Here is a 24,262-nt window from a genome sequence, read left to right as displayed (position 1 = left end):
CGCGGAGGCCGGCCTTGACCTGCTGCACGGCCTGGTTGCCGGTGAGTGCGCCCAGGGCGTTGGTGTACCCGCCGGTCTTGTGCTCTTCGGTGAGCTGCTTCCACAGTTTCTCGGATCCGCGGCGGGCCAGCGTGTGTTCTTCGGAGACACGGCCGCGGAGCTTGACGACGTCCGAGGCCTTGTAGTCACGGGTCACACCTTCCCAGCGGGGGTTGGCGGACCACTCGAGCTCCAGGGCGGCGGCCTGCTCTTCGGGCGTCTGCTGGGTGGGCTCAAATGCTGCAGTCATCGTTGTCTCCTTGATTGAGCTCCGGGTGGTTATCTGCCGGCCGAAGCTGCTTCCTTGCAGCTCCGGCCAGCTTCCCGGTGCGGTGTTTCTTTCCGTGATTACTACTTTTCAGCACTTCACAACACTTCTCTAGGGGAAAACCATGGAAAGAAATGCATTTCTTCGCGTATGCTCAAGAAATGACGCCTGGAAGCTGGAACCGCGAAGTTGTACTGCCACCGTCGTCCGCCGCCTCCCCGGAACTGGACGTCATCAGCCTGGGCCGCCGCGTGCGGCATCTGCGCAAGCAGGCCGGGTACACACTCGATGACTTGGGCGCCGCCGTCGGGACCGCCCCCAGCCAGTTGAGCCTGATTGAAAACGGCAAGCGGGAGCCCAAACTTTCCCTACTGCAGGGGCTGGCCGCGGCCCTGAACGTGAGCATCGACCAGTTGCTTGGCGCCGAGCCGCCGAGCCGCCGCGCGGCCCTGGAAATTGAGCTGGAACGCTACCAGCGCGGGCCCCTGTACGAGTCTCTTAATCTGCCCAAAATCCGCATCAGCTCGCGGCTTCCGGTCGATGTGTTGGAGGCGCAGGTGGGGCTGCTGCATGAGCTCGAACGCAAGCTGAACGAGCAAGTGGCGACGCCGGAGGAAGCCCGCCGCGCGAACGGTGAACTGCGTGCCATGATGCGTGAGCGCGGCAACTACTTCCCGGAGTATGAGGCCGAGGCGCAGAAGGTCCTGGGGCTGGTGGGTTACACGGCCGGGCCGCTGAGTCAGCACGTCATCGCCGACATCGCCGAGAAGCTCGGATTCACCCTCCATCACGTGAGCGACCTGCCGCATTCCACCCGTTCAGTGACGGATTTGAAGAATCACAGAATTTACCTGACGCAGAGCCAGCGGCAGGACCACGACCCCCGCTCGGTGCTATTGCAGGCGCTGGGGCACTACGTCCTGGGGCACGAGACGCCGAAAAACTACGGCGACTTCCTCGGCCAGCGGGTGGCCACGAACTACTTCGCGGCCGCGCTCCTGCTGCCCGAGCAGGCCACCGTGGACTTCCTGCAGAAGGCCAAGGCTGCCAAGGAAATCGCGGTTGAGGACATCCGTGACGCCTTTGCCGTCTCCTACGAGACCGCCGCGCACCGCTTCACCAACCTGGCCACGAAGCACCTGGGCATCACCACCCACTTCCAGAAGACCCACAAGAGCGGCATCATCTACAAGGCCTACGAGAACGACGGCGTGACGTTCCCGATGGACCACACCGGCGCCATCGAGGGCCAGCCGTCATGCAAGGCGTGGACGTCGCGGGCGGTGTTTGATGTGCCGGACAAGTTCAGCGCGTACAGCCAGTACACGGATACTCCGTCCGGCACATATTGGTGCACGGCCCGGACGGAGCGATCGGCCAGCGGCGAGTTCTCCCTGAGCATCGGGGTGCCGTACCAGCACGTGAAGTGGTTCCGCGGCCGGGAAACCACGGCGCGCGAAAAGTCCACATGCCCCGACCCGAACTGCTGCAAGCGGCCCCCGGCAGCGCTGGCCTCCGAATGGGCCGGAAACGCCTGGCCGGCGGCTCGCGCCAACACGCACCTGCTGGCCGCGATGCCGCCCGGCGCGTTCCCCGGCGTGGACGAGACCGAGGTCTACTCGTTCCTTGCTGCGCACTCGCGGAGCTGACCGCGGGCGTCACGCAGAGCATGCTTATGGTTCAGTCCCGGGCAGCTTTCGGCTGGAAATCCCCTGAAATCCTCGGTTTGCAGGCCCTTTTGGTGGACGAAGCCCGCTGAAAGCGTGCTGTGCGTGACGCGGCAGCCAGCCAACGTGCCACCCGATTCGCCCCACCTACCCGTGGAGCTCCCGGTACGCCGCAACGGCGCCGGGGTGCAGGGGCAAACCCGCGGTGTTGATCAAGGATTCCGGACTCAGGAACTGGACCCCCAGGCTGGAACGCGGAATCAGTTCCTCGGCGTGGCCCACCAGCAATTCGACGGTCCGCTTGACGGTACGGTCATCAAGATCGCTCCGGCACAGCAGCAGGTTCGCCACGCCCACGGTCCACACGGCCGGAATGCCCGCGTAGGCGCCCGCCGGGATCAGCACCCGGTCGTAGAAGACGCCGTATTTCGCCCGCAGTGCCGGCAGCAGCGGCGACAGATCGAGGAAACCCAGCCCGACGTCGTCGTTCGCGGCGGCAATGGCCGCGGTAGGCACGCCGCCTGACCAGAACAACGCCTCGACCGTTCCGTCCCGCAGTGCCGCGAGGCCCTCGTTGAGGCCGAGGCTCAGCACCGTGACGCCGCCGGCGGTGCCCGCAGTGCTGCTCAGCCCGGCAGCCTCGAGCAGCCGCGGAGTGGTCAGCGACGTCCCCGAGCCGGGCTCGCCGACAGCCACGGTCCGGCCGGCAAGCCCGCTAATGTCCCGGATCCCGCTGTTGTGCCGGATGACGCAGTGGACGTAATTTTCATACACCTTTCCGACGGCGGAAAGTCCGACGGCGGGCGACTCACCCACCGCTGTGCTTCGGGCAGCCGAATCCGCGAGCGCGACGGCGAACGTGGCTTTGCCGGTCAGCAGATGTTCGAGGTTGTCCAGGCTGCCGCCGGTAGTCAGCGCCGTGGCCAAGCCGGCCACCCCGTGACGTTGGAGGGATGCCGCCAGCAGCTCGGCGAACTCCAGGTAGAAGCCGCCAGGCTCGCCGCCGGCCACGGTGACGGTGGCCGGGCGGTCCGTCGGCGTGCACGCACCCAGGCCCGGCAGGAGCAGCCCGGATAAACCGGCCGCGAGTCCGGCCTTGAGGACGGTTCGCCGCGGGGGATCAGGGGGAAGCGGGGGACTCGGGGGACTCGTGGGCAAGGCCAGCGCTCCGGCCAGGCGCCCCCCGAACAGGTCACCCACGCGGAGCCGCCTGCTCCGGCCCGGTCTGTTCCGGCCCGGCAAAACTTCCCGGCAGCTCCGCGGCCCACGGAAACTCGAGGCGCGCGATCAGGCCATGCGGCGAGGCCTCGGCAAGCACCAGCAGGCCACCGTTGGCGGCTGCCAGCTTGTCCACGATGGTCATGCCCAGCCCGGTGCCGCGGATGCTCCGGTGCGCCGGGGACCGCCAGAAGCGGCTGGTGGCCGCTGTCCGTTCGTCGGCGGAAAGCCCGGGGCCGTCGTCGGACACTTCGATGGCCACCGTGCCTTGGCGCTCGCGGGCAGCAACCGAGATGTGGGCGCCGGGAGCGTACTTGATGGCGTTGTTCAGAAGTTCGCCGACCATCTGGGCCAGCTCTGCGGCGCTGCACGCGATGTGCACGGCGGGGGCCGGCGGATCTGCCAGCAGGATCGATGCTCCGCCGCGCTGGGCGGCGGGGCCCGCCCGTTCGGTTTCTTCCTGCAGGACCGGGTACGGATCAAGCGGCGCTTGTGCCGCGGGCGACGGGGTTCCCAGCGGGCCCCGTGCGGAGTCCTCGGAGGCCCGGTGCTCGGCGGACGCCAGCCGCAAAACGCCGTCCAGGATCTCCTCCACACGTTCGAGCTCGGCCAGCACCCCTGCGGCGGCGTCGTGCTCCCGGGCGGTCTTCAGTTCCAGCTGCAGCAAATCGATCCTGAGCCGCAGCGCCCCCACGGGATTGCGTAGCTCGTGCGACGTGTCAGCTATCAGTTGCCGCTGCGAATCGAGGCTGTGGCTGACGGTCTGCGCCATGGTGGTGAATGAACGGCTCAGTTCCCGCAGTTCCGGCGGCCCGGCCTCCGGAAGCTGTCCGGTCCGGCCCGTTGCCTCAAGTTCCGTGACGGCGGCGTTCAGCCGATGCACGGGGCGCAGCACCCACTCGGTCACGCGGGCCGCACCAAGCAGTAGCACCGCAGCCAGGACCGCCGCTGCCACTGCGACGATGAGCCACCGCTCCCGAAGTTTCTGCCGGGCCGCGTCCAGTTTGACCTCGAGGACCGCCTCGCCCAGGACCTGGCTCGCGCTGCCGAAGGAGCGGGAGATCACCTCGGAGGAAGGCCCGAACGGCTGCAGCGGGCTGAGCGTGGTGTCGCTAAGGTTCAGGTTCGCCCTGGCCACCGCGTCCCGGACGTCCGGCCGGTCCTCGCTCAGGCCACCGGAGCGCAGGGTTCCCTGCTGGAGACGGATCAGGACTCCTTCGCCGTAGAGCTCGGAATACCGGTCCATCTCCGTTTGCAATTGAGCGGTTTCGCCGGCGGAAGCTGCGTCGAACGCCACCTGTGCCAGGCGGTTGAGGGAAGCGGCACGGTTGATCTGGAGTTCCTGGGTCAGTTCGCGGCCGGCGGACGTCAGGATGGCGTTGGAGGTGATGATGACAATGAGCAACGCCAGGACACTCAGGATGCCCAGGACGCGCAGTTTCACGCCGGGTCCGCCTCGACCCGGTAGCCGACGCCGCGGACGTTGATGATGAAGCCCGGTAACTGGAGCTTGGCCCGCAGCCCCGTCAGGTGCACGTCAAGGGACCGGGACGAGGCCACGAAGGCGTCGCCCCACAGCGCGTCCAGGATCTGTTCACGGGTGACCACCGAACCGGCGTGGCTGGCCAACAGGGCCAGCAGGTCAAACTCGGTGGCCGTCAGCGGGAGCACCTCGGAACGGAGGGCCGCCACGCGCCGCTCGAGGTCGATCTCAAGATCACCCAGCACCACACTCTGCTGCCGCGTACCGCGATAGCGGCCGGCACGCCGCGTGACGGCTTCGATGCGGGCGAGAAGTTCCACGAGCTTACTGGCTTGACGAGGTAGTCGTCCGCTCCGGACCGCAGGCCGAGCACCACACTGCGTTCGTCGTCGCGCGCGGTGAGAATCAGGATGGGCACCGGCGTGACCTGGCGCAGTTTCCGCAGCACCTCCAGCCCGTCCATATCGGGAAGGCCGAGGTCCAGCAGGATCACTTCGAACTTCCGGTGGACCAGCAGGGCGTCTGCTCCGAGGGCAACCCGGGTGGGGTTGTGCCCCGCGGTCGCGACGGCGGCGGCGAGGGCGGACGCCATGGCGTCGTCGTCCTCGACGATGAGCAACTCCATGGCCTGGTTCCCTTATTCGCTGAGCGGGCAACGCAAACTGCCCGCTTTGGAGATTACCCCGTCGCCCGCCGAAACCTAAGGAAGTGTTAGGAAATGCCCTCCCACGTTGGATGTGCCTTGCATCACGCATAACTTGGATGAGGCCCTCGGCGTTTGAGGGGGGCCCGTCAACGTCGAGGAGGAACCATGGGCAACGTAGCCATGGACAGCACGAAAGTAAGAACAGCGCCGCAGTCCGGGGAGGTTCAACGATGAGCGCCCAGCACGCAGTCCAGAGCGAGGCAGCACAGACCCGCCGGGCCGTGAGCAACATCCTCAAGGGTTCAGCGGGCAACCTCGTGGAGTGGTACGACCTCTACGTTTACACAGTCTTCGCGGCGTACTTCCAGTCGCACTTCTTCAATTCCCAAGACGACCTGCAGGCCGGGCTCGAGGCCATGGCCGTCTTCTCGACGTCGTTCCTGATGCGTCCGGTGGGTGCCTGGTTCTTCGGCCGCTATGCCGACCGCAAGGGCCGCAAGGCGGCCCTGACGCTCAGCGTAACGATCATGTCCGCCGGTTCCTTCGCCATCGCCATCCTGCCGACGACCCAGCAGATAGGCGTCTGGGCGCTGATTCTGCTGATCCTTGTGCGGCTGGTCCAGGGCTTCTCCGTGGGCGGCGAATACGGCACCAGCGCCACCTACATGTCCGAGGCCGCCACATCCAAACGCCGCGGCTTCTTCTCAAGCTTCCAATACGTCACGCTGATCGGCGGCCAGATGCTGGCCCTGCTGGTGCTCGTCATCCTGCAGAACACCATGGACAAGGGCGCCCTGACTGAGTGGGGCTGGCGCATCCCCTTCGCGATCGGCGGCGTCGCCGCGCTCGTGGTCCTGTGGCTGCGGCGCTCGATGGAAGAAACCGTGTCCGCCGAGCAGGTCGAGGCCGCCAAGGTTCCGGCCGTGGCCGGCGTTGCCCAACCGGGCACCATGAAGTTGCTGTTCACCCAGCACTGGAAGCCGCTGCTGATCTGCATCGGCGTCACCCTCGGCGGCACCGTGGCGTTCTACACATACACCAACTTCATTCTGAAGTTCATGAACGATACCTCCGGGATCGCCAAGACCGACACCTCCGTGATCAACTTCTGGGCGCTGTTCATCTTCATGCTGCTCCAGCCGGTCTACGGGATCATCTCGGACAAGGTCGGGCGCCGGCCGCTGCTGCTTTGGTTCGGCATCACGGGTGTGTTGTTCACCTGGCCGCTGCTCTCCACGCTGTCCAACACCAAGGACCCGTTCACGGCATTCCTGCTGATGCTGGGCGGCCTGCTGATCGTCGGCGGCTACACCTCGATCAACGCCCTCGTGAAGGCCGAGCTGTTCCCGGCCTCCATCCGCGCCCTCGGCGTTGGCCTGGGCTACGCGATCGCGAACTCACTCTTCGGCGGCACCGTCCCGCTGCTTGGTGCGGCGTTCCAGAAGGCCCAGCGCGTGGACCTGTTCTTCACCTACGTTACCGTGGCCATTGCCATCTCACTGCTGGTCTACATCTTCGCCCTGAAGAACAAGAAAACCACGCACCTGGACCGCGAACAGGGCGATGCCTGGAACCGCCCGGCAAAGGACGACGACAAGGACAAGGACCTCATCAACGCCTAGCGCTGTGGGCAGCTCCGGTGGGCGTACGACGGCGGGTGGCCACCCGCCGTCGTACGCCCACCACCCGCGCCGCCCCCCGCACCCTGGACGCTCTCTCAGATAATGCGGCAAATCCCGGGGCGCTCTCTCACTTTCTTGAGGAAAGTGAGAGAGCGTCCCGGGATTTCTTGCGTTAAGTGAGAGAGCGTTTGGATGAGACCAAAATGAGTGCAAAGCGTGACCGTTCAGGCATCGTCTCGCGCCGCCGTCGCTGGTTCACTGGGAGCAGGCGGATTCCCGCCCTTGTGTGCCGGGGGAGGCGACAGTGGTGTTTCGTTTTCAGCGGGCGGTGGCGTTGGGTGCGGTGCTGGGACTGGCAGCATGTGCGGCCCCGGCCCCTGCGCCTCCGGAGCTCCTGACGGCCGACGGCGTGGAGCGGATTTCGGTGGACCGCGCCGCTTATGCCGCTGAACTGCGCTCCTTCCGGGCTTCCGCCCTGGGCCTTGGCGAGGCGCTGCTGGCGGACGGCGGCGACGGCGCCAACGGGAACGTCGTGTCCTCGCCCGGGAGCCTGCTGATTGCCCTCGCGATGCTTCGCTCCGGCGCGTCGGGCGAGACCGCGGCGGAGATGGACAGCGTCCTGGGACTCCCCGCAGAGAATCGCGACGAGGCCATGAACGCGGTCCTCAGCTCACTTGCGAAGTTCGACGGCGACCCCGGCGCAGTGGATGAGGACAACCCGCCGCGGAAACCGGTCATGCATGCCGCCAACGGGCTGTTCGTGGACAAGGGTGTGCCCACCGGCGAGTCCTTCCTGGAAACGCTGGCCCGGCACTACGGAACGGGCGTGTATCCCGTGGCCTTCAGCGATGAGGGTGCCACGAAGCCCGCCATCGATGCGTGGGTCAACAGGAACACGGGCGGCCGGATCAAGGAAGCCCCGGCAGAGTACGACCGCCGGAACACCTTCAGCCTCCTCAATTCCCTGTATTTTTGCCTCCGCCTGGAGCGCGCCGTTTGACCCGAATGCCACCTCGGACCTCCCCTTCACAACAGCTGCCGGCGAGGAAATCGATGCGCCTGCCATGCACAACGAGGCGGAGATGAAGTACGCGGAAGGTGCAGGCTGGCAGGGCGTGGACCTTCCCTACGCCGACGGTTTCGTTATGCGGTTGGTCCTGCCGGGGGCCGGATCCGACGCGGACGCCGGGGCCGAGTCCCGCCCCGCCTCGGCTGCCTTCGGTGCGGAAACGCTAGCGGAAATCGCGGACGCCTTCGACACTGCAGCGCTGGAGACGGTGCAGATCCAGTTGCCACGTTGGGACCACAAGTGCAGCTTTGACCTGCGGAAGGTGTTTGAGTCACTGGGGCTCCAGACGACGCTCGACACCACGGAGGATTTCAACAACATCCAGCCCAAGATGGCGATCACCCAGGCCGCGCAGGCTGCCAACATCACGGTCGCCGAAAAGGGCACCATCGCAGCCGCGGTGACCCAGATCAACGGAGCTGTCACCAGCGCTCCGCCGCAGCCTGAGCGGTCCATCAGCTTCGACCGGCCATTCCACTACCAGATCGTCCATGTGGAAACCGGCCTGCCGCTGTTTATGGGAACGGTGGCCGACCCGCGCTCGTGACCGTGGCCTCCCCGGGCTGAGCCTAACTAACTGGTCTTGCGGGAATTGCGGCTTCGCAGCAGGGCGCCGTACCCGGCAAAGAGCCGCGGCACCACGAGGTAGACAGCAACCGGAACCACCACGAGCGTTAGAACCAGGGCACGGAGCACCGTGTGCCAGCCCTCGGTCAGGGGTGCCACAAGCATCATGCCCACGGCCACCAGCGGAAAGATGGCCAGCCACGTGATGGCGGCGCGCGGACGTGGATGGAGGGTGCAGGCGGCACCGGTCCGTGAGCAGTGACCGGAGCCTGAGCAGGGGCGGCTGACGCGGGAGCAGTTGCTGTGGGGCTGAGGGTGCTGTTCGCGACATGGCCTGGAATACTGACCGCACCAAAGCACTGCTGCTGACCGCCGCCACCGAGTAGTTCAGTGACAAGGGCCTTGCGGGGGCGCGCGTGGACCGCATTGCTGCCGCGGCGGGCGTGAACAAGGAACGCATCTACCAGTACTTCGGCAAGAAGGACGAGCTGTTCGACGCCGTCCTTGCCGCTGAACTGGTGCGGGTGATGTCCGAGGTCCCCATCGAAGGTTATGGCGCGGCGTCCATCGGAGAGTACGCCGGAAGGCTTTTTGACCGTCACACGAACGACGGCGCCCTGGCCCGGCTCCTGTTCTGGGAAGGCCTGGAGCGCGGGAGGAATACCGTGGACCGGGCCACACGCGCGGACCACTGCGCCACAAAAGTGGACCAGATGCTGGCAGTTCTACCCGGAATCGACCGCACGGATGCGGCCGACCTGGTCCTCACCATCGTGACCCTCTGCGACGGCTGGACGGTGCTGCCCCAGATCGACGCACTTTTGGCGGGCTCCGCTCCGGACCGCCTGGACCGCCGTCGGGCCTTTATTGTGCGGACGGCCACGCTGGTGGCCGACGCCCTGCTGGAAGAGGCCCGGCTGGAAAAGACGCCGCTGGAAGACTCAATAAACTAGCGCGCGCCGCCCTGCCAGAGGGCGTCGAACGGCGCACCGGAGGCCACACGGTTGCGGATGCCCGCGGTGACAAAGTCCTTGGCGGACCGGGCAGCCTCCAGCGGCGTGGCGCCCTTGGCCAGCTCGGCCGTCACCGCCGCGGCGAGGGAGCAGCCGGCACCGGACACGGCCACCTCGCCCACCTTCGGAGCGCTGAGGACCTCCAGGGTCTCGCCGTCGTAGTAAACGTCGACGGCGTCCGGGCCTGCCAGCCGCACCCCGCCCTTGGCCAGGACCGCGGCGCCGCTGAGCTCGTGGATGCGGACTGCTGCGGCTTTCAGGGACTCGACGTCGATGATCGCCAGGCCGGACAGCGATTCGGCTTCGAAGTGGTTGGGTGTGACAAATGTGGCCAGCGGCAGGATCTGCGCCTTCAGGGCCTGGTCCGTGTCCAGTGCGTGGCCCGGCTCCTGGCCCTTGCAGATCAGCACCGGATCCAGCACTACATTGCGGAACCGGCCCGTTTCCAGCGCCGCGGCGACCGTGCTGATGGTGGCCGGGCTGCCCAGCATGCCGATCTTCACGGTGTCCAGGACCGGACGGCCTGGAGCTGACGGCTCTCCCGACGCCCTCTCGAAGGCGGCGCCCGACGCCGGGCCGTAGGCCGCCGCCGTGGCTTCCAACTGGTCCGCAATGACCTGCTGGTCCACCGGCACAAAGCGGTGGTTCCAGTTGTCGCTCGGATCGAAGGACACGATGCAGGTCAGGTTGGCGATGCCAAACACGCCCAGCTCCTGGAACGTCTTCAGGTCGGCCTGGGCTCCGGCGCCACCCGTGGCTTCGGATCCCGCGATGGTCAGGACGACGGCGGGAGCGGAAACGGGGGACTGGAGGGCAGCTGAAGCTAAAGTCATGGCACTATCCTGCCATCCGGCGTCGGGCCCTATTGTTCAGTGGGAGAATGTCGTGACAGTGCTAATACAGCCGGCGTCCCGCGCAACTTTCGTTGCGCGAGCCGTACGCCGAGCGAACCACTACGAATGGAATCCCCCAAGTCTTCCCCCTCAGGCCGTGACGCCCAGCCCATCGCCGACTCCGCCCGGACGGCGCCGAGATTCGCATCAATCGGTTCGCCGTACTTCGGTATCATGCTGGCGTTTATGGCCGTGGTGCTGATCCTGTCCAACATCGGGGCGTCCAAGGGCGTCGCGATCGGTCCGATCATCACGGACGGCGGGTTTTTCCTGTTCCCGCTCGCCTACATCCTGGGCGACGTCATCAGCGAGGTCTACGGTTTCAAGGTGGCGCGCAAGGCCATTTTCACCACCTTCGCACTGTCCGTCTTCGCCTCTGTTTGCTACTGGGTGATCATCGCCCTGCCCGGCTTCGATGACGAGTTCGGCACGTCCAAGCAGGCCGCCCTTGAGGGGGCCCTTGGTCCGGTGCCGCAGATTGTGCTCGCCTCGCTGTTGGCATTCCTGGCCGGCCAGACCATTAACTCGTGGATCCTGGTGAAGATGAAGGCCCGCTCCGGGGAGAAGTCACTCTGGGCGCGGCTGATGGGTTCCTCAGGCGCGGGCGAGTTCGTGGACACCCTGATTTTCTGCAGCATCGCCGCCTCCGTCATCGGCATCACGGACTTCGGCACGTTCCTGAACTACGTGGTGGTGGGCTTTGTTTACAAGACACTCGTGGAGTTCCTGTTTGTGCCGGTGACGTCCCTCGTGATCGGCTGGATCAAGAAGCGCGAACCGAGCTACGGGGTCTGAGCGGCCATCCCCGGGCCGCCATTTCGACGGTTCCCTGCGCAGACGATGTTCGCAGCCATCGAGTGCGCAGGGAACCATCGAAACGGCGTGGAGGACGACGGCGGGACGCAGGGAAGGCGGGCGGGCAGCGAGCCGTGACACGCGCTAGCGGTAGTACTGCGCCAGGGTCTCGGCCTTGAACTCGAAGAAAGTCCCGGCTTCGATGGCCAGCCGGGCGTCGTCCACCATCTTCACCACAAAGCGTTCGTTGTGGATGGATATCAGCGTGGCCGAGAGCATTTCCTTGGCCTTGAACAGGTGGTGGATGTAGGCCCGCGAGTAGTTGGCGCAGGCGTAGCAGTCGCAGCCGTCCTGGAGCGGGCCGAAGTCGCGCTTGTACTTGGCGCCGGAGAGGTTGAAGCGGCCGGCTGGCGTGTAGAACGCGGAGTTGCGGGCCACCCGCGTGGGGGAGACGCAGTCGAAGGTGTCCGCGCCGTTCTCGATCGCGGTGAAGATGTCGTCCGGCTCGGAGATGCCCAGCAGGTGCCGCGGCTTGTCCTCCGGCAGTTCCTCGTTGCACCAGCGCACAATCGTGCCCAGGTTTTCCTTCTCCAGCGCCCCGCCGATGCCGTAGCCGTCGAAGTCCATGGCGCCAAGGTCCCGGCAGGCCTTCCGGCGCAGGTCCTCGTACTGCGCACCCTGGATCACGCCGAAGAGGGCCTGGTACGGCTTCCCGACACGGGAGGTGGTCAGACGGAAATGCTCCTCCAGGCAGCGCAGGGCCCACAACCGCGTGCGCTCCAGCGATTCCTCCTGGTAGCCGCGGGAGTTCTGCAGCGTGGTCAGCTCATCGAACGCGAACATGATGTCCGCGCCGATCTGGTGCTGGACCTGCATGGAGATTTCGGGGGAGAACCGGTGGCGGTCGCCGTTGAGATGCGATTTGAACCAGACACCGTCGTCGTCAATATGCGCCAGGCGTTCCTTGCCCGGAGCCACGGCGTCGTCCGGCCCGGAGGTGTCCACCGACTTCATGTCGATGACCTTCTTGAACCCGGATCCCAGGCTCATCACCTGGAACCCGCCGGAGTCCGTGAACGTGGGCCCGGACCAGTTCATGAACGCACCCAGCCCGCCAGCCTCGTCCAGGATGTCCGCGCCCGGCTGGAGGTACAGGTGGTAGGCGTTAGCAAGGAGCGCCTGTGCACCGAGGTCCGCCATGGATTCCGGCAGGACGGACTTAACCGTCGCCTTGGTCCCGACGGCGATGAACGCCGGGGTGCGGATTTCGCCATGGGGCGTGGTGACGGTCCCCGTGCGGCCCAGGAATTTTCCGCCGTTGGCAGCTGCCTGCCCAGCCGACGGCGCACAGCTGTCAGCCAGGCGGGTGCCAACGGTGAAGGAGAACTGCGACTGGTCGGCTGCAGCGGCCGAGCCGGCCGCCGCTGCTACGGGATCAGCTGGGACTGCCGATACGGAGACGGATGGCGCGGGGGCGGGGTTGGCTGGCACGGTTCCAGTGTGCCAGCAAGCGCCGCCGATCCCTCAGCCTGCCGCTTCCGATGTGGGGTAGTTCTCAGCCCGCCAACTGTCCCAGAGCGAATGGATGGACTCCATTTTGTGGGCACCCAGATCGAAGGTCGAGGCGATCACCATGGCGCCGCCGTGGGGCCTTACGCCTTCAATGACGGGCTGGTCCGCCACGATCAGCAGGCCGTCGCCGTGCTCCGCGTAGCTGTGGACGGTAAGCCCTACCTGATGGTTGCTGCGGAACCAGACCTTGCCGGTGATTTCCTCCCCTGTGGACAGCGTCAGCCCATACGTCTCACCCGGCGCAGGCACGTCCGACAAGCCCAGCTTTTCGATGGCGGAAGCCGGCTCGCCGGGAAATTCGAAGAACATCGTATGCCGCTTGCCGTGCGGGTGGTGTTCCAGCGCGAAGCGGAGTTGCTGCAGGAACGTCAGCCAGCCTTGCGTGATGTCCTCGTCCCAGGCCGCCCACTCAGAGTTGTGGTCCAGGGCTGCCCGCGTGACACTGACCAGCGTCCCGGCGGACACCGGTTTCAGGTCGAAGACGTCGCCGCCATTGGTGGTTAGGCTGGTGTGGTCCGGGGCTTCAACCACGTTGCTGCTGAAGTAGATCCCGTCAATCTCATCGGCCAGTTCGTCAGCCTCCCAGCCGTGCCACTGGGCAACTTTGGCCGGTTCACGCAGCATGGTCCAGACCTGCGGCGCATCAGCATTTATCACCACGCTCAGATTGTTCGTCATAGCCCGAATCTACAACGCGGGCGCAGCCCCGGGTAGGGGGCAATTCCCCCACCCCGACGGCTTAGGCCCGGACGGCCTCGAGTTCGTTGCTGATCCGGCGCTGGAGTTCGCCCACGCCGATCGTCTCAGACCCGCCGTGTGCGCGCAGGAACAGCAGGGATTCGAGGCGCAGCAGCCGCCACTCCCGCTCGGCCTCGTGGTTGGAGTTGTCGATCGAGCGGAAGATCTCTTTGTCGTACAGGTTGGGTTCGTTCAGCGAACGCTGGCGCACCTTGGCGTTCATCCGCGCCTTGAACGGGTCCGTTTCCTGGGTTTCCGGCAAACGCAGCAGCTTTTCATAGACTTCGGCGCGCTCCTCCTGCCGGTCCTGGCGGCAGATGAAGCTGGACAACGCCAGCGACGCCTCCACGGACGCCCACCGGCCCGGGTTGCCGTCGAACGGGAGGACGTTGAGCAGGTCCGCCACGGTGAGCGCCCCGTCCGGATCCTTGAGCGTGATGAACAGCTCGTGGGCCAGGTCGCTGAGGTCCTTGAGGCAGCTGCCGGACTTGAAGTTGATGCCCTTGGCCAGCTTGTCCGCCAGCAGCAGCACGCCAACGGCGTCCGGGTGGGCTTCCGCGGCAGCCTCCACCACCGCTTCGGGTGTGCCCTGCGGCGCCGGAATCCGCGCCAGTTCTTCCGCGGACGGGCCGCTCATCGCGGGCGGGATGGCCGGCGGGGGAGGTACGACGACGGCGGGAGCCGCCGGGGCTGCCCCCGCTTCGCCGGTGTGCTGGGGCTGTTCGGCAGGGTGTTGCGCCGCGACCGTAAGCTGCGTGACGGCGTCGGGCGTCGTGTCCTGAACGGGGGTGCCCCGAACGGTGGTGTCCGGAACCGTGATGACCCTGACTGTTGTGTCCAGGATCTTTACGGTGGAGCCGGCCGCGATGCGGAGGGTGCCGCCGCCGGTGAGGTTTGCCAGGACCACCGCAGGGGTCCCGAAATCGTCCGGTTCAAACTCCACGTGCTGGATTTCGGCGGTGCGTTCACCGTCGGGGAGGAGGAGCTGATCGCCGGTGGTCAGAGATCCAGCCTGCTGTTCGCTGTAGTGCCTGGCGGCTGGGTTTTCGGTCATGGGAGTCCTTAAGTTCTCTTGCGGTCCGCCCTACAGTCTACAAAGCGGGGCGCCGGAAGTCGGGGACGCCGGGGAACCCGCGGGCGTCAGTGACCCACGCCCGCAAAGGCCAGCGCCTGGCGGACCAGGGCGCCGCGGCCGCCGCTGAATTCGAGCTGGACGTCGGGGCTTAGCACTTCCGCCGGGGTCATCCAGGTCAGTTCCAGGGCATCCTGGCGGGGTTCGCATTCGCCGGTCACGGGGATGACATACGCCAACGATACGGCGTGTTGGCGGTCGTCGGTGAAGCCGGTCTGGGACGGGGCCGGGAAGTATTCGGCCACCGTGAAGGGGACCGGGCTGATGGGGAGCTGCGGAAACGCGAGCGGCCCCAGGTCCTTTTCCATATGGCGCAGGAGTGCGGCGCGGATTGTCTCGCGGTAGATCACGCGGCCCGAAACCAGCGACCGGATCATGTTCCCGTCCTCGTCGGCCTGGAGCAGCGTACCGACCTCGTTCACAAAACCCAGCGGATCCAGCCTCACCGGCACGGCCTCCACATAGATCATGGGGAGCCTCCCGCGGGCCTCAAAGAGGTCTTCTTCGGAGAGCCAGCCGGGATTGGGGTCAGGAGTGCGAACGTTCATGGTTAAGTTTTACCCCATTGGGCGGCCTCGGACCGCTGAGGGGTGAGCTATCAGCGTAAAGCGGCGCCCAAAGCGCCGGAATCTCACCCCTCGGCGGGCTTATCCGCAGAGACAGCCCCGGGCACCCCGGTCCGGATTGGAGCGGATCACGGCGCGGCGAGGCGCTGCGAGATCCAGAGCGTGGGCGGGACATGCGGGGCGGTTGTGGCTGCGGCTGTGTCGGCGGTACCTGCGCTGCCCGCGGCGTCGGGGTTGGCCACGTGCAGGGTCCGGCCGAAGGCTTCCTCGGTTTCGCTGACGTCCAGCCCGGCGGCGGTGAGCCGGTCCCGCAAGGCGCCCAGATCGCCGTCGTACTCAAATCCCAGGCCGGACCGCGGCGGCCCGGATGCCGGCCGCACCATCAGCACCCCGCCGTTCTTGGCGGTAAAGTCGGCGGTTTCGTCGGCGTCCGGGACGGGGCGGAACCTGGCGCCGATGTCCTGCAGCGTCACGGCGGCGGCGCCGGGATCCTCCGTAAACCAGACCCCGACGACGGTCAGCGCCGGATCAGCGTCAGCCGCGTTCGTCTCCCGGGCGCCTTTGTCCGCCAGGAAGCTGAAGCCGTCCCGGCCGGTGATGCGGCACGACTCGCCGTGATCGGCGGCGATGAGCTCGGCGACCGTGTTCCCGGATTCCTCCGCGGCCAGGGCGGTGCGCCGCCCGAATTCCGCCAGATCGCCCACCTCCACGCCCAAGGCAGTGGTGCCGTCGTCCGTGCCGCCGGCGTCGGCCACGTGCAGGGCCAGCCGGCCGGAACCGGCGTCGAACTCCCGCCATGGGCCGTCATCGACGGTCTTGGCCAGGCCCAGGGCAGCCAGGAGCTGTTCCCAACTGTCCGGCCGGGAGGTGAAATGGACGGGTCTGACACGCAGCATGGGTTCCTCCTCGAAACCAGGACAGGTCGGCTACCGCCATCATGCCACTTCCAGCAGAAGGCGGGCAGAATAGGGCCATGGCCATTGAACTCGAGGAACTGCTGGTAGCGGACGCGGCGGAGTGGCGGCTGTGGCTGGAACAGCACCACGCCACCAGCCCCGGCGTCTGGCTGGTGCTGCATAAGAAGGGCGGCAACGCCACTGAACTGGACTACGAAGCAGCGTTGCAGGAGGCGCTGTGCTTTGGCTGGATCGACGGTCAGGGCAAAAGGCGCGACGACGACAGTTCCTTCCAGCGGATGACCCGCCGCGGCCCGAAGAGCGTCTGGTCGGCGCGGAATGTGGACCGCATCGGGAAGCTCGAGGCTGCCGGCCGGATGACTGCGGCCGGCCGCGCCGCGGTCGACGCCGCCAAGGCGGACGGGCGCTGGGAAGCGGCCTATGTGGGGCAGGCGACGGCGGAAGTTCCGCCGGATCTGGCCGCCGCCATCGCTGCCGTCCCCGCTGCCCAGGCCATGTTCGACGTCCTTACCTCGGTGAACCGGTATGCCCTGATTTACCGGACGAATTCCGTGAATCAGGCGTCCACGCGGGAACGGAAAATCGCCGGCTTTGTGGAGATGCTGGCCCGGGGCGAGGCGCCGTATCCGCAGAAGAAGAAGCCGGCCGGAGGTTAGTAGCGGCGGATTTCGACGGGCTCAATCACCGGTGCGCGACGGGCTCAATCACAAGCGGGGTCGAGCGGGAAGGCGACGGCTTCGCCCACCACGCGCAGGCAGAGTTCCATTCCCGGCCGGGCAATGGAGGCGTTCCAGTGCCGGATGGTGATGACTTCGCCGCCGCCGGGGTAGCGGTGGTCGGCGCGGTCGGCCAGTTCGGGTGGCACAGAGAGTTTGAGGCGCACGGTGGTTTCCGGGCCGAAGTAGTCGGTGTCCACCACCACGCCGCGGATGGGGCCATCCTCGGCAATGCGGATCTGCTCAGGACGCAGCATCAGCTGCACGCGGCCCTGGGCCGGCGGGCGGCGGACAGGAATTCCGCCCAGCGAGCAGGTGGCCAGCGAGCCTTCCATCCAGGCGTCCAGGATGACGGCGTCGCCCAGGAATTCCGCGGTGGCGCGGTCGGCGGGGCGGGTATAAACCACAAACGGGTTGCCGATCTGGGCCAGCTTGCCGCCGCGCATCACGGCCACCTGGTCCGCGAAGGACAGGGCCTCCGCCTGGTCGTGGGTGACCAGGACGGTGGTGACGCCGGCTTTGTTGAGGACCTTGGCCACGGCCCGCCGGGTTGCCACGCGCAGGCCGGCGTCCAGGGCTGAAAAGGGCTCGTCCAGCAGCATCAGTTCGGGTTCGCGGGCTAGTGCACGGGCCAGGGCCACACGCTGCTGTTGCCCGCCGGAGAGCTGGTGCGGCCGCCGCTTGGCCATGGAGGCGTCCAGGGAGACCATGTCCAGCAGCTCGCTGATGCGGCCCGCGGCCCCGCGGCGGCCACCCGCGAGCTTGGCCGTGTCCAGGCCGAACGCGATGTTCTGGCCCACCGTCAGGTGCGGGAAAAGCGCCCCGTCCTGTGCCACGTACCCCACCTGGCGCTTATGCGCAGGCAACCACACGCCGTCGCCCGCCACCTTGCTGCCGTTGAGCGAGATGCTGCCGGTGGCGGGGTGTTCAAAGCCGGCGATCAGCCGCAGGAGGGTGGTCTTTCCCGAGCCGGAGGGTCCCACGATGGCGGTGGTCCCGCCCTTGGCCACGGATAGGTTGACACCTTTGAGGACGGCCTGGGAACCGAAGTTCTTGGTGACGTCGGTGATTTGCAGATGGCTGTTGGTGGTGGGTGCCACCGACGGCGCGATCCGCGGTTCCGGAAGCCTGGCGGGGGATTGTTCGGTCACTGTCCGGCCACTTTCTTGGACTGCTGGAAGAGAAGGTAGGTCATGGGTGCCGAGAGCAGGATCATCAGCAGGGCATACGGGGCTGCGCCGGCGTAGTCGATTTCGCTGCTCTTGCTCCAGAACGCGCTGGCCAGGGTTCTGGTCCCGTTGGGGGAGAGCAGCAGCGTGGCGGTCAGTTCGGTCACGACGGCGAGGAACACCAGCGCTGCGCCGCCGGCGGCCGCGGGAGCCGTGAGGCGCAACGTGATCTTCAGGAAGGCATTGAACGGAGACCTGCCCAGGGCGCGGGCCGCTTCGTCCAGTTCCTTGGGGGCCTGTGCCAGCCCGGCGCGGATGTTCACCAACGCGCGCGGAATGAACAGCAGCACGTATGCGGCCACCAGCAGCCCGGTGGTCTGGTAGATGTCCGGGGCAACGTTGATGGCCACGGTGACGAAGGCCAGACCCACTACGATGCCGGGCATGGAACTGGTGACGTAGTTGGAGAGCTCCAGGGACTTGCTGAACCACCCTGGATGCCGGACGGCCAGGTACGCCATGGGGAAGGCGACAACAGTCGCGGCCACTGCGCCGGCAAGGCCCAGCCCCAGGGTCTGCAGCAGTGCGGGGACAAACTCGTCCACATCCCAGATCTCGGCGCCGCCGGCCACGATCCAGCGGATCACAAACCACAGCGGCAGGCCGAACGCCAGGCCAGTGAGCGCCATCAGTCCCAGCTGGGCGGGAACCTGGTAGCGGTGCAGGGGGAGCCGCAGGGGCTTGGACTGGGCGCCGGAGCCGATCCGCGCGTAGCGGGCCGTGCCGCGGCTGCGGACCTCCAGCACCAGGAGGATCAGGCAGAAGAACACCAGGACGCTGGCCAGCATATTTCCCGCCGTGCCGTTGAACGTGGAAGCGTACTGCTGCATGATCGCCGTCGTAAACGTCTCAAAGCGGATCATCGCGAAGGCGCCGTACTCGGCCAGCAGGTGCAGGCCCACCAGCAGGCCACCGCCGGTGACGGCGATGCGCAGCTGGGGCAGCACCACGCGGAAGAAGACCTGCCACGGGCCCAGGCCCAGGGATGCCGCCGACTGCTCGATGGCCGGATCCAGCCGGCTGAGCGTGGCCGCGGCCGGAATGTAGACCAGCGGGAAGTAGGACAGAGTGGCGATCAGCGCGCCTGACCAGACGCCTTCCAGGGAAGGGATGGCGGACACCCAGGCGTAGCTGTTCACAAACGCGGGAATGGCCAGCGGCGCCGCCAGGAGCACGGCCCACCACTTGTGGCCCTGCAGCTTGGTGCGTTCCACCAGCCACGCGCCGCCCACGCCCGCCACCAGAGTTGCGGGCACCACGATGAGCATCAGCAGGAGGGTGTTGACCAGCAGTTCGCCCACCCGGGGGCGGAAGATCAGCTCAATGCTGGCATCCCAGCCAGTGACCGCCGTCATGTAGATGACATAGCCCAGCGGGATGAGGGCGAACAGGGCCAGCAGTGTGGCCAGGAGCGCAACCGCCAATGGCGGGCGAGGGCTGTTGCCCTTGCCCGCCATCGCCGCTTTGGCGGTTAGTTCTGGGGTTGAAACCAAAAGCTAGAGCAGACCGGCCTTGGTCATCAGCTCCGTGACCTTCTTGGAGTTCAGCTTGGAGGAGTCAACCGTCGGTGCCTGCAGTTCGGCCAGCGGAACCAACTTGTCGTTGGATGCCACGCCGGCGCCCACGGTGTACTCGAAGTCCTTGCCCGTCTGCAGCTGCTCCTGGCCCTTCTTGCCCGTGATGAAGGCGAGGAACGCGTCGGCAGCAGCCTTGTTCTTGGAGGACTTCAGCACGCCACCGCCGGATACGGAGACAAATGCGCCCGGATCCTGGTTCTTGAAGTAGTGGCTGGCCACGTTCTTGGAGTTCTCGCCGGTCTTGGCCTGGTCACCGAAGTAGTAGTAGTGGTAAATAACGCCACCTTCGATTTCACCGGCGTTGACAGCCTTCATGACCGCACCGTTGCCCTGGTAGCCCTTGAAGTTTTCCTTCATGGCCGTGAGCCACTTCTCGGTTTCGGCCTCGCCCTTGAGTTCAAGGTAGGCGGATACGATCGCCTGGAAGTCGGCGCCGGACGGCGATGCGCCCCAGCGGCCCTTCCACTCCGGACCGGCCAGGTCAGAGAGGGACTTGGGCAGCTTATCTTCGGTGAGCTTTTCCTTGTTGTACACGAACACGGTGGAGCGGGCTGCGACGCCGGTCCACTTGTTGGTGGACGGGCGGTACTCGGCCGGAACCTGCTTCTTGACCTCGTCGGTGAGATCGGCGAACAGGCCTGCGTTTTCCACCTGGGTCATGGCGGGGGAGTTCTCGGTGATGAAGACGTCAGCCGGGGACTTGTCGCCCTCCTGGATGATCTGGTTGGACATCTCGGTGTCCTTGCCCTGGCGCAGGGTCACCTTGACGCCGGTCTCCTTGGTGAACTCTTCCACCCAGGCCTTGGTCATGGATTCGTGCTGTGCGTTGTAGACCGTGATCTCGCCGGACACCTTGGCGTCTGCAGAGGCGGAACCGGTGGCTGCCGGGGTGGTGCCGCCGCAGGCGGTCAGTCCCAAGGCTGCGGTGGCGGCGAGTGCGATGCCGGCCAGAGCGCTGTTGCGGATCTTCATTGAGTGCTACTTTCTGGGGAAAAGTGTGTGGACCGACGGTCCTGGTGAGCTGGGGATAAAGGGGTGGCTCACCCGAGAAACTGTAGGTTAGCCAAACCTAAGACACCAAGCGGCATAGCCCTTAAGTGATCAGGATCACATGCATTACGGAACTGTTGCGTGCCCTAATTCATTCACGGCTTTTGTGGATGGCCGCTGCGGCCTCCAGCGCCATCCAGGCCTGCAGCTGGGTGGAAAGTTCGACGGCGGCACCTGGCGGATAGGTTGTGTCCGCCGGTTGTGCCGCGTGGATGGAGAACAGGACGTTCCCAGCCGTGGCTGATGCCGCTCCGCGGCCGGCCGGCCGGCGGCCCGCCCAGAAGGCTTCGGCAGTAGCTGTCACGAGCTCCTGCGCGGTGTTCCGGGCGGACTCCGGGAGCCGGGCATCGACGGCCGCGAGTGCCAGGTATCGGCAGAGAATCCCGGTGAAGAGTCCGCCGTCGCCCGTTCCATCGCAGCGGAGGATGCGCTGCCCCGGTACGGTGAGCCGCTTTGCGACCGCGGCCACCAGTGCCGCGGCCCTGGCGAGGTTGGCGTCGCCGCCGAGCTCCAGCAAGGCTCCCAGTACGGGGCCTTGGTTGTAGGTGTAGAGGTTGTTCTCCACTAGCACTTCGCCAGCCGGGCTGAGCCGCGCCCCGTCAACATAGAGGCCCCGGGCCTGATCAAACAGCACGCCATTGAGCCAGTCCACCAACCGCTGCGCCTTGGCCTCCTGGCCTGTCCGGGCGTAGTAGAGCGCTACGGGGGCGGTGGCCGGAGTGTTCTTGAAGTCGCGCTTTTTGCTCCAGAAGGTCCCGCCGCCGAGGTCGTCGGTGGAGGCGGAATCGAACTGCAGGGTCAGCGTCTTGCGGACCCTGGCGTTCCGGCGGCGACCGGGCTGCCGCGTCTCCTCGGCCAGGCTTTGCAGACGGTGCGTCGCCAGCGCCAGCCAGGCCATGTCGTCGTAGTAGTTGTTGACGAAGGTGAAGGCGTTGCGCAGCCGGATGCCCGTGACCAGCCTGGACGCGAGCCTGCCGGCACTGGGGTGGTGCGCGCCGTTGAACCTTGCCGCGGGGGTGGCTCCGTTGCCCAGTTCGCGGCGCCCGGCATCCACCAGGCAGTCCACGTAGTGCGCCTGCCACCAGTAGTGCCAGGGGTGGAGGAGGTTCTTCAGGTGTTTTGACGGCCATTGCACGGCGGCCACGTGGGTTCCCGGCAGGAACAGCAGCCGCCGGCCGAAGAGTCCGGTGACGGAGCGGGCCGCCACGTTGGCCCGGTCCTGCCAGTGGGCAGGTTCGGCATCCGGCATGGTCATCCGTTCAGCCTAGTGGGTGCGGCCCACAGGATTTTCAGTTAACATGCACTAACTAATGTTCCGCGCCGGTCTTATGGTGTTGGGGCCGCATCAAGGAGGATGTATGGACGTCTTGGGTACTGTCGCGCTGATTACGGGCGGGGCTTCCGGGCTGGGCGCTGCCACAGCGAAGCGCCTGTTCGACGCCGGCGCCTCGGTGGTGCTGATCGACCTGCCGTCCTCTGCCGGTGCAGCCTACGCCGCCGAGCTCAACGCCTCAGCGCTGAACGTGGCAGCGCTGAACGCCGCCGGCGGTTCGGGGGCACAAGCGGCCTTTGTCCCCGCGGACGTCACCAATGAGGCTGAGGTGCAGGCCGCCGTCGACACTGCCGTGGCGCTGGGACCCCTGCGCATTGTTGTCAACTGCGCCGGCGTCGCCACGCCGGGCAAGGTCCTGGGCCGGGACGGCGTCCTTCCGCTGGACACGTTCAACCGCGTCATCCAGGTCAACCTCATCGGGACGTTCAACGTGCTGCGCCTGGCCGCCGCGGCCATGGTATCCACCGAACCGATCAGTACTGAGCTCGGCGGCCCCGAGCGCGGCGTCATCATCAACACCGCCTCCGTGGCAGCTTTCGACGGGCAGATCGGCCAGCCCGCCTACGCCGCTTCCAAGGGCGCAGTCGCCGCCATGACGCTGCCGCTGGCCCGTGAGCTGGCCCGCTCCCTGGTGCGGGTGGTGACCATCGCCCCGGGCATCTTTGAAACACCCATGATGGCAACGCTCCCGCAGGACACGCAGGATTCGCTGGGCCGGCAGGTCCCGCATCCGTCGCGCCTTGGCCGGCCCGCCGAATACGCGAGTCTGGTGGCCCACATCGTGGAAAATGCGATGATCAACGGCGAAACCATCCGGCTCGACGGTGCCATCCGAATGGGGCCGAAATGAGCCTGCCGGGCACGTCCGAGCCCTCCACCACCGAGCCCTCCACCACTGAACGGGCGATCGACGAGCTGCCCACCGCCGATTTTTTCGCGTTCGAGTCACTCCTCAGCTCGAAGGAGCGGGCCAAGCTGGCCGAGCTGCGGGAGTTTCTGGCCACGGAGATCGCCCCCTACGCGTCGGACTGGTGGAACAAGGCGGAGTTCCCGGCGCACATCCTGCCCAAGCTCGCCGCGCTGGAGCTGAGCACACCGGCGCAGCGCGGCTACAGCAACCTGTTCGCCGGACTGGTCATCGCAGAGATGACGCGCGTCGATACCTCGATCGCAACATTTTTCCTGGTCCACCACGACCTTTTTGTGGAATCGCTCTACGGTTTCGGTTCGGCCGGCCAGAAAGAGCGGCTGCTTGCGGACGCCTCAAGCCTGCGTATCACGGGCGCCTTCGCGCTCACCGAACCCGACCACGGTTCGGACGTTGCCGGCGGGATGGAAACGAGTGCCCGGCGCATCTCCAGTGCAACGGGAGAGCCCGACGACGACGGCGACGCGTGGGTGCTCAACGGCGCCAAGCGCTGGATCGGGAACGGGACGTTCTGCGACTACATGCTCGTGTGGGCCAAGGACGAGGCCGTGGCTGCCAACGGGCAGGGCGCGGTCCGAGGGTTCATCGTTGATGCTTCCTTGCCGGGCGTGAGCCGGAGCCGGATCGAGAACAAGATTGCGCTCCGGACCGTGCAGAACGCGGACATTGTGCTTAAGGATGTCCAGGTCGCCGAGGCCGACCGATTCGCCGGCATCAGCAGTTTCGAGGACACCAACCAGCTCCTGCGTGGCTCGCGGATCATGGTGGGATGGCAGGCGGTGGGGCAGCAGCTGGCGGCGTTCGACGTCGCCCGGCAGTACGCCGTCGAACGCCACCAGTTCGGCCGGCCGCTGGCGAAATTCCAGCTCATCCAGCAGCAGCTGGTCACCATGCTGGGCAACGCCGTAGCCAGCATGGCCATGATGGCGCGTATTGCCCAGCTGCAGGACGACGGCGTGGCGGACATGCCGCAGGTGGCCCTCGCCAAGTCCTACACCAGCGCCCGGATGCGCGAGACAGTGGCGCTGGGCCGGTCCCTCCTGGGCGGCAACGGCATCGTGACCGACTACCGGATGGCCAAAATCTTCGCCGACGCCGAGGCCATCTACACCTACGAGGGCTCGTTCGAAATCAACACGCTCATTGTGGGCCGGGCGGTCACCGGCGTCTCAGCGATCGTCTGACCCACCATTTAGCGCGAAAGGACATTTGAGGCCCCGTTCC

Annotated in this window: 20 protein-coding genes and 4 pseudogenes; 9 read left to right on the top strand and 15 right to left on the bottom strand. The window is 66.5% G+C overall.

Annotation, left to right across the window (positions count from 1 at the left end; translation table 11 throughout):
• Positions 1–289 (bottom strand): annotated as a pseudogene (locus tag ACX80M_RS16240) (isocitrate lyase); the annotation flags it as partial.
• A 152-nt stretch (positions 290–441) separates the two neighbouring features.
• Here ACX80M_RS16240 and ACX80M_RS16235 point away from each other — a divergent pair.
• On the top strand, positions 442–1,956 hold the full coding sequence (locus tag ACX80M_RS16235) for a helix-turn-helix domain-containing protein (RefSeq protein ID WP_459309973.1): 1,515 nt from the start codon (positions 442–444) through the stop codon (positions 1,954–1,956).
• A gap of 165 nt (positions 1,957–2,121) precedes the next feature.
• Here the strand turns inward: ACX80M_RS16235 and ACX80M_RS16230 are convergent, their stop codons facing one another.
• From ACX80M_RS16230 to ACX80M_RS16220, 3 genes and pseudogenes are all read right to left on the bottom strand, one after another.
• Positions 2,122–3,132 carry a TAXI family TRAP transporter solute-binding subunit gene (locus ACX80M_RS16230; RefSeq protein WP_459309974.1) on the bottom strand — a complete coding sequence of 337 codons (1,011 nt, stop codon included), beginning with the start codon at positions 3,130–3,132 and terminating at the stop codon, positions 2,122–2,124.
• 34 nt (positions 3,133–3,166) lie between these two features.
• A complete protein-coding gene (locus ACX80M_RS16225) occupies positions 3,167–4,636 on the bottom strand; it encodes a sensor histidine kinase (protein WP_252599822.1) in 1,470 nt (489 codons plus the stop codon).
• Positions 4,633–5,300, bottom strand: a pseudogene (locus ACX80M_RS16220) (response regulator transcription factor). The gene ACX80M_RS16225 and the pseudogene ACX80M_RS16220 overlap by 4 nt, the downstream one beginning before the upstream one ends.
• 251 nt (positions 5,301–5,551) lie before the next feature.
• On the opposite strand from ACX80M_RS16220, the gene ACX80M_RS16215 reads away from it, so the two are divergent.
• A complete protein-coding gene (locus ACX80M_RS16215) occupies positions 5,552–6,943 on the top strand; it encodes an MFS transporter (protein WP_252610186.1) in 1,392 nt (463 codons plus the stop codon).
• A gap of 346 nt (positions 6,944–7,289) precedes the next feature.
• A pseudogene (locus ACX80M_RS16210) lies at positions 7,290–8,559 on the top strand (serpin family protein).
• Positions 8,560–8,585: 26 nt separating this feature from the next.
• On the opposite strand, the gene ACX80M_RS16205 reads toward ACX80M_RS16210, so the two are convergent.
• Entirely contained in the window at positions 8,586–8,747 is a 162-nt protein-coding gene (locus ACX80M_RS16205; RefSeq protein WP_252599818.1) for a hypothetical protein, read from the bottom strand.
• A 230-nt stretch (positions 8,748–8,977) separates the two neighbouring features.
• On the opposite strand from ACX80M_RS16205, the pseudogene ACX80M_RS16200 reads away from it, so the two are divergent.
• A pseudogene (locus ACX80M_RS16200) lies at positions 8,978–9,070 on the top strand (TetR family transcriptional regulator); the annotation flags it as partial.
• Between the two features lie 36 nt (positions 9,071–9,106).
• Positions 9,107–9,532 (top strand): hypothetical protein, encoded by a 426-nt coding sequence (locus ACX80M_RS16195; RefSeq protein WP_256472820.1) that lies wholly within the window; start codon positions 9,107–9,109, stop codon positions 9,530–9,532.
• Here ACX80M_RS16195 and ACX80M_RS16190 read toward each other — a convergent pair.
• The gene (locus tag ACX80M_RS16190; RefSeq protein WP_252599816.1) at positions 9,529–10,425 is read right to left on the bottom strand and encodes a hydroxymethylpyrimidine/phosphomethylpyrimidine kinase; all 897 of its coding nucleotides are present in this window, start codon (positions 10,423–10,425) and stop codon (positions 9,529–9,531) included. The genes ACX80M_RS16195 and ACX80M_RS16190 overlap by 4 nt on opposite strands.
• 126 nt (positions 10,426–10,551) lie before the next feature.
• Here ACX80M_RS16190 and ACX80M_RS16185 point away from each other — a divergent pair, with 126 nt between their 5' ends.
• Positions 10,552–11,280, top strand: coding sequence for a queuosine precursor transporter (locus ACX80M_RS16185; protein WP_252599815.1), 729 nt, complete (start codon positions 10,552–10,554; stop codon positions 11,278–11,280).
• 144 nt (positions 11,281–11,424) lie between these two features.
• Here ACX80M_RS16185 and tgt read toward each other — a convergent pair whose 3' ends face one another.
• The 5 genes from tgt to ACX80M_RS16160 all read right to left on the bottom strand — a co-directional run bounded on the left by tgt (position 11,425) and on the right by ACX80M_RS16160 (position 16,184).
• Positions 11,425–12,771, bottom strand: coding sequence for a tRNA guanosine(34) transglycosylase Tgt (gene tgt, locus ACX80M_RS16180; RefSeq protein ID WP_374210013.1), 1,347 nt, complete (start codon positions 12,769–12,771; stop codon positions 11,425–11,427).
• A gap of 33 nt (positions 12,772–12,804) precedes the next feature.
• Positions 12,805–13,530: an SRPBCC family protein gene (locus ACX80M_RS16175; protein WP_252599814.1), complete on the bottom strand. Its 726-nt coding sequence runs from the start codon at positions 13,528–13,530 to the stop codon at positions 12,805–12,807.
• A 61-nt stretch (positions 13,531–13,591) separates the two neighbouring features.
• The gene (locus ACX80M_RS16170; protein WP_252599813.1) at positions 13,592–14,644 is read right to left on the bottom strand and encodes a DUF6707 family protein; all 1,053 of its coding nucleotides are present in this window, start codon (positions 14,642–14,644) and stop codon (positions 13,592–13,594) included.
• A gap of 86 nt (positions 14,645–14,730) precedes the next feature.
• A complete protein-coding gene (locus tag ACX80M_RS16165; RefSeq protein WP_056349560.1) occupies positions 14,731–15,270 on the bottom strand; it encodes an NUDIX hydrolase family protein in 540 nt (179 codons plus the stop codon).
• Between the two features lie 146 nt (positions 15,271–15,416).
• The gene (locus ACX80M_RS16160; RefSeq protein ID WP_252599812.1) at positions 15,417–16,184 is read right to left on the bottom strand and encodes a VOC family protein; all 768 of its coding nucleotides are present in this window, start codon (positions 16,182–16,184) and stop codon (positions 15,417–15,419) included.
• A 77-nt stretch (positions 16,185–16,261) separates the two neighbouring features.
• Between ACX80M_RS16160 and ACX80M_RS16155 the strand changes: the two genes are divergently transcribed.
• Positions 16,262–16,861, top strand: coding sequence for a YdeI/OmpD-associated family protein (locus ACX80M_RS16155; RefSeq protein ID WP_459309972.1), 600 nt, complete (start codon positions 16,262–16,264; stop codon positions 16,859–16,861).
• A gap of 44 nt (positions 16,862–16,905) precedes the next feature.
• Here the strand turns inward: ACX80M_RS16155 and ACX80M_RS16150 are convergent, their stop codons facing one another.
• From ACX80M_RS16150 to ACX80M_RS16135, 4 genes are all read right to left on the bottom strand, one after another.
• Positions 16,906–18,072, bottom strand: coding sequence for an ABC transporter ATP-binding protein (locus tag ACX80M_RS16150; RefSeq protein WP_252599810.1), 1,167 nt, complete (start codon positions 18,070–18,072; stop codon positions 16,906–16,908).
• Positions 18,069–19,607, bottom strand: coding sequence for an ABC transporter permease (locus ACX80M_RS16145; protein WP_252610255.1), 1,539 nt, complete (start codon positions 19,605–19,607; stop codon positions 18,069–18,071). Before ACX80M_RS16145 ends, ACX80M_RS16150 begins: the two co-directional genes overlap by 4 nt.
• Before the next feature lie 39 nt (positions 19,608–19,646).
• Positions 19,647–20,699: an iron ABC transporter substrate-binding protein gene (locus ACX80M_RS16140; RefSeq protein WP_252599809.1), complete on the bottom strand. Its 1,053-nt coding sequence runs from the start codon at positions 20,697–20,699 to the stop codon at positions 19,647–19,649.
• Positions 20,700–20,868: 169 nt separating this feature from the next.
• Positions 20,869–22,032, bottom strand: coding sequence for a glycoside hydrolase family 76 protein (locus tag ACX80M_RS16135; RefSeq protein ID WP_459309971.1), 1,164 nt, complete (start codon positions 22,030–22,032; stop codon positions 20,869–20,871).
• Positions 22,033–22,135: 103 nt separating this feature from the next.
• On the opposite strand from ACX80M_RS16135, the gene ACX80M_RS16130 reads away from it, so the two are divergent.
• Positions 22,136–22,960, top strand: a complete 825-nt coding sequence (locus tag ACX80M_RS16130) for an SDR family NAD(P)-dependent oxidoreductase (protein ID WP_459309970.1) — start codon at positions 22,136–22,138, stop codon at positions 22,958–22,960.
• Positions 22,957–24,222: an acyl-CoA dehydrogenase family protein gene (locus tag ACX80M_RS16125; protein ID WP_252613948.1), complete on the top strand. Its 1,266-nt coding sequence runs from the start codon at positions 22,957–22,959 to the stop codon at positions 24,220–24,222. Before ACX80M_RS16130 ends, ACX80M_RS16125 begins: the two co-directional genes overlap by 4 nt.
• Positions 24,223–24,262: the final 40 nt, after the last annotated feature.

Source organism: Pseudarthrobacter sp. MDT1-22 (assembly GCF_054511035.1).
Note: the sequence above shows the minus strand (reverse complement) of the source record. Positions and strands in the feature narration are given on the sequence as shown.

What these genes read in the sequence shown, in the direction of transcription:
- ACX80M_RS16235 (WP_459309973.1), top strand. Translation starts at nt 442, where the DNA reads ATGCATTTCTTCGCGTATGCTCAAGAAATGACGCCTGGAAGCTGGAAC.
- ACX80M_RS16215 (WP_252610186.1), top strand. Translation starts at nt 5,552, where the DNA reads ATGAGCGCCCAGCACGCAGTCCAGAGCGAGGCAGCACAGACCCGCCGG.
- ACX80M_RS16205 (WP_252599818.1), bottom strand. Translation starts at nt 8,747, where the DNA reads ATGATGCTTGTGGCACCCCTGACCGAGGGCTGGCACACGGTGCTCCGT.
- ACX80M_RS16195 (WP_256472820.1), top strand. Translation starts at nt 9,107, where the DNA reads ATGTCCGAGGTCCCCATCGAAGGTTATGGCGCGGCGTCCATCGGAGAG.
- ACX80M_RS16190 (WP_252599816.1), bottom strand. Translation starts at nt 10,425, where the DNA reads ATGACTTTAGCTTCAGCTGCCCTCCAGTCCCCCGTTTCCGCTCCCGCC.
- ACX80M_RS16185 (WP_252599815.1), top strand. Translation starts at nt 10,552, where the DNA reads ATGGAATCCCCCAAGTCTTCCCCCTCAGGCCGTGACGCCCAGCCCATC.
- ACX80M_RS16175 (WP_252599814.1), bottom strand. Translation starts at nt 13,530, where the DNA reads ATGACGAACAATCTGAGCGTGGTGATAAATGCTGATGCGCCGCAGGTC.
- ACX80M_RS16170 (WP_252599813.1), bottom strand. Translation starts at nt 14,644, where the DNA reads ATGACCGAAAACCCAGCCGCCAGGCACTACAGCGAACAGCAGGCTGGA.
- ACX80M_RS16165 (WP_056349560.1), bottom strand. Translation starts at nt 15,270, where the DNA reads ATGAACGTTCGCACTCCTGACCCCAATCCCGGCTGGCTCTCCGAAGAA.
- ACX80M_RS16160 (WP_252599812.1), bottom strand. Translation starts at nt 16,184, where the DNA reads ATGCTGCGTGTCAGACCCGTCCATTTCACCTCCCGGCCGGACAGTTGG.
- ACX80M_RS16155 (WP_459309972.1), top strand. Translation starts at nt 16,262, where the DNA reads ATGGCCATTGAACTCGAGGAACTGCTGGTAGCGGACGCGGCGGAGTGG.
- ACX80M_RS16145 (WP_252610255.1), bottom strand. Translation starts at nt 19,607, where the DNA reads ATGGCGGGCAAGGGCAACAGCCCTCGCCCGCCATTGGCGGTTGCGCTC.
- ACX80M_RS16140 (WP_252599809.1), bottom strand. Translation starts at nt 20,699, where the DNA reads ATGAAGATCCGCAACAGCGCTCTGGCCGGCATCGCACTCGCCGCCACC.
- ACX80M_RS16135 (WP_459309971.1), bottom strand. Translation starts at nt 22,032, where the DNA reads ATGACCATGCCGGATGCCGAACCTGCCCACTGGCAGGACCGGGCCAAC.
- ACX80M_RS16130 (WP_459309970.1), top strand. Translation starts at nt 22,136, where the DNA reads ATGGACGTCTTGGGTACTGTCGCGCTGATTACGGGCGGGGCTTCCGGG.
- ACX80M_RS16125 (WP_252613948.1), top strand. Translation starts at nt 22,957, where the DNA reads ATGAGCCTGCCGGGCACGTCCGAGCCCTCCACCACCGAGCCCTCCACC.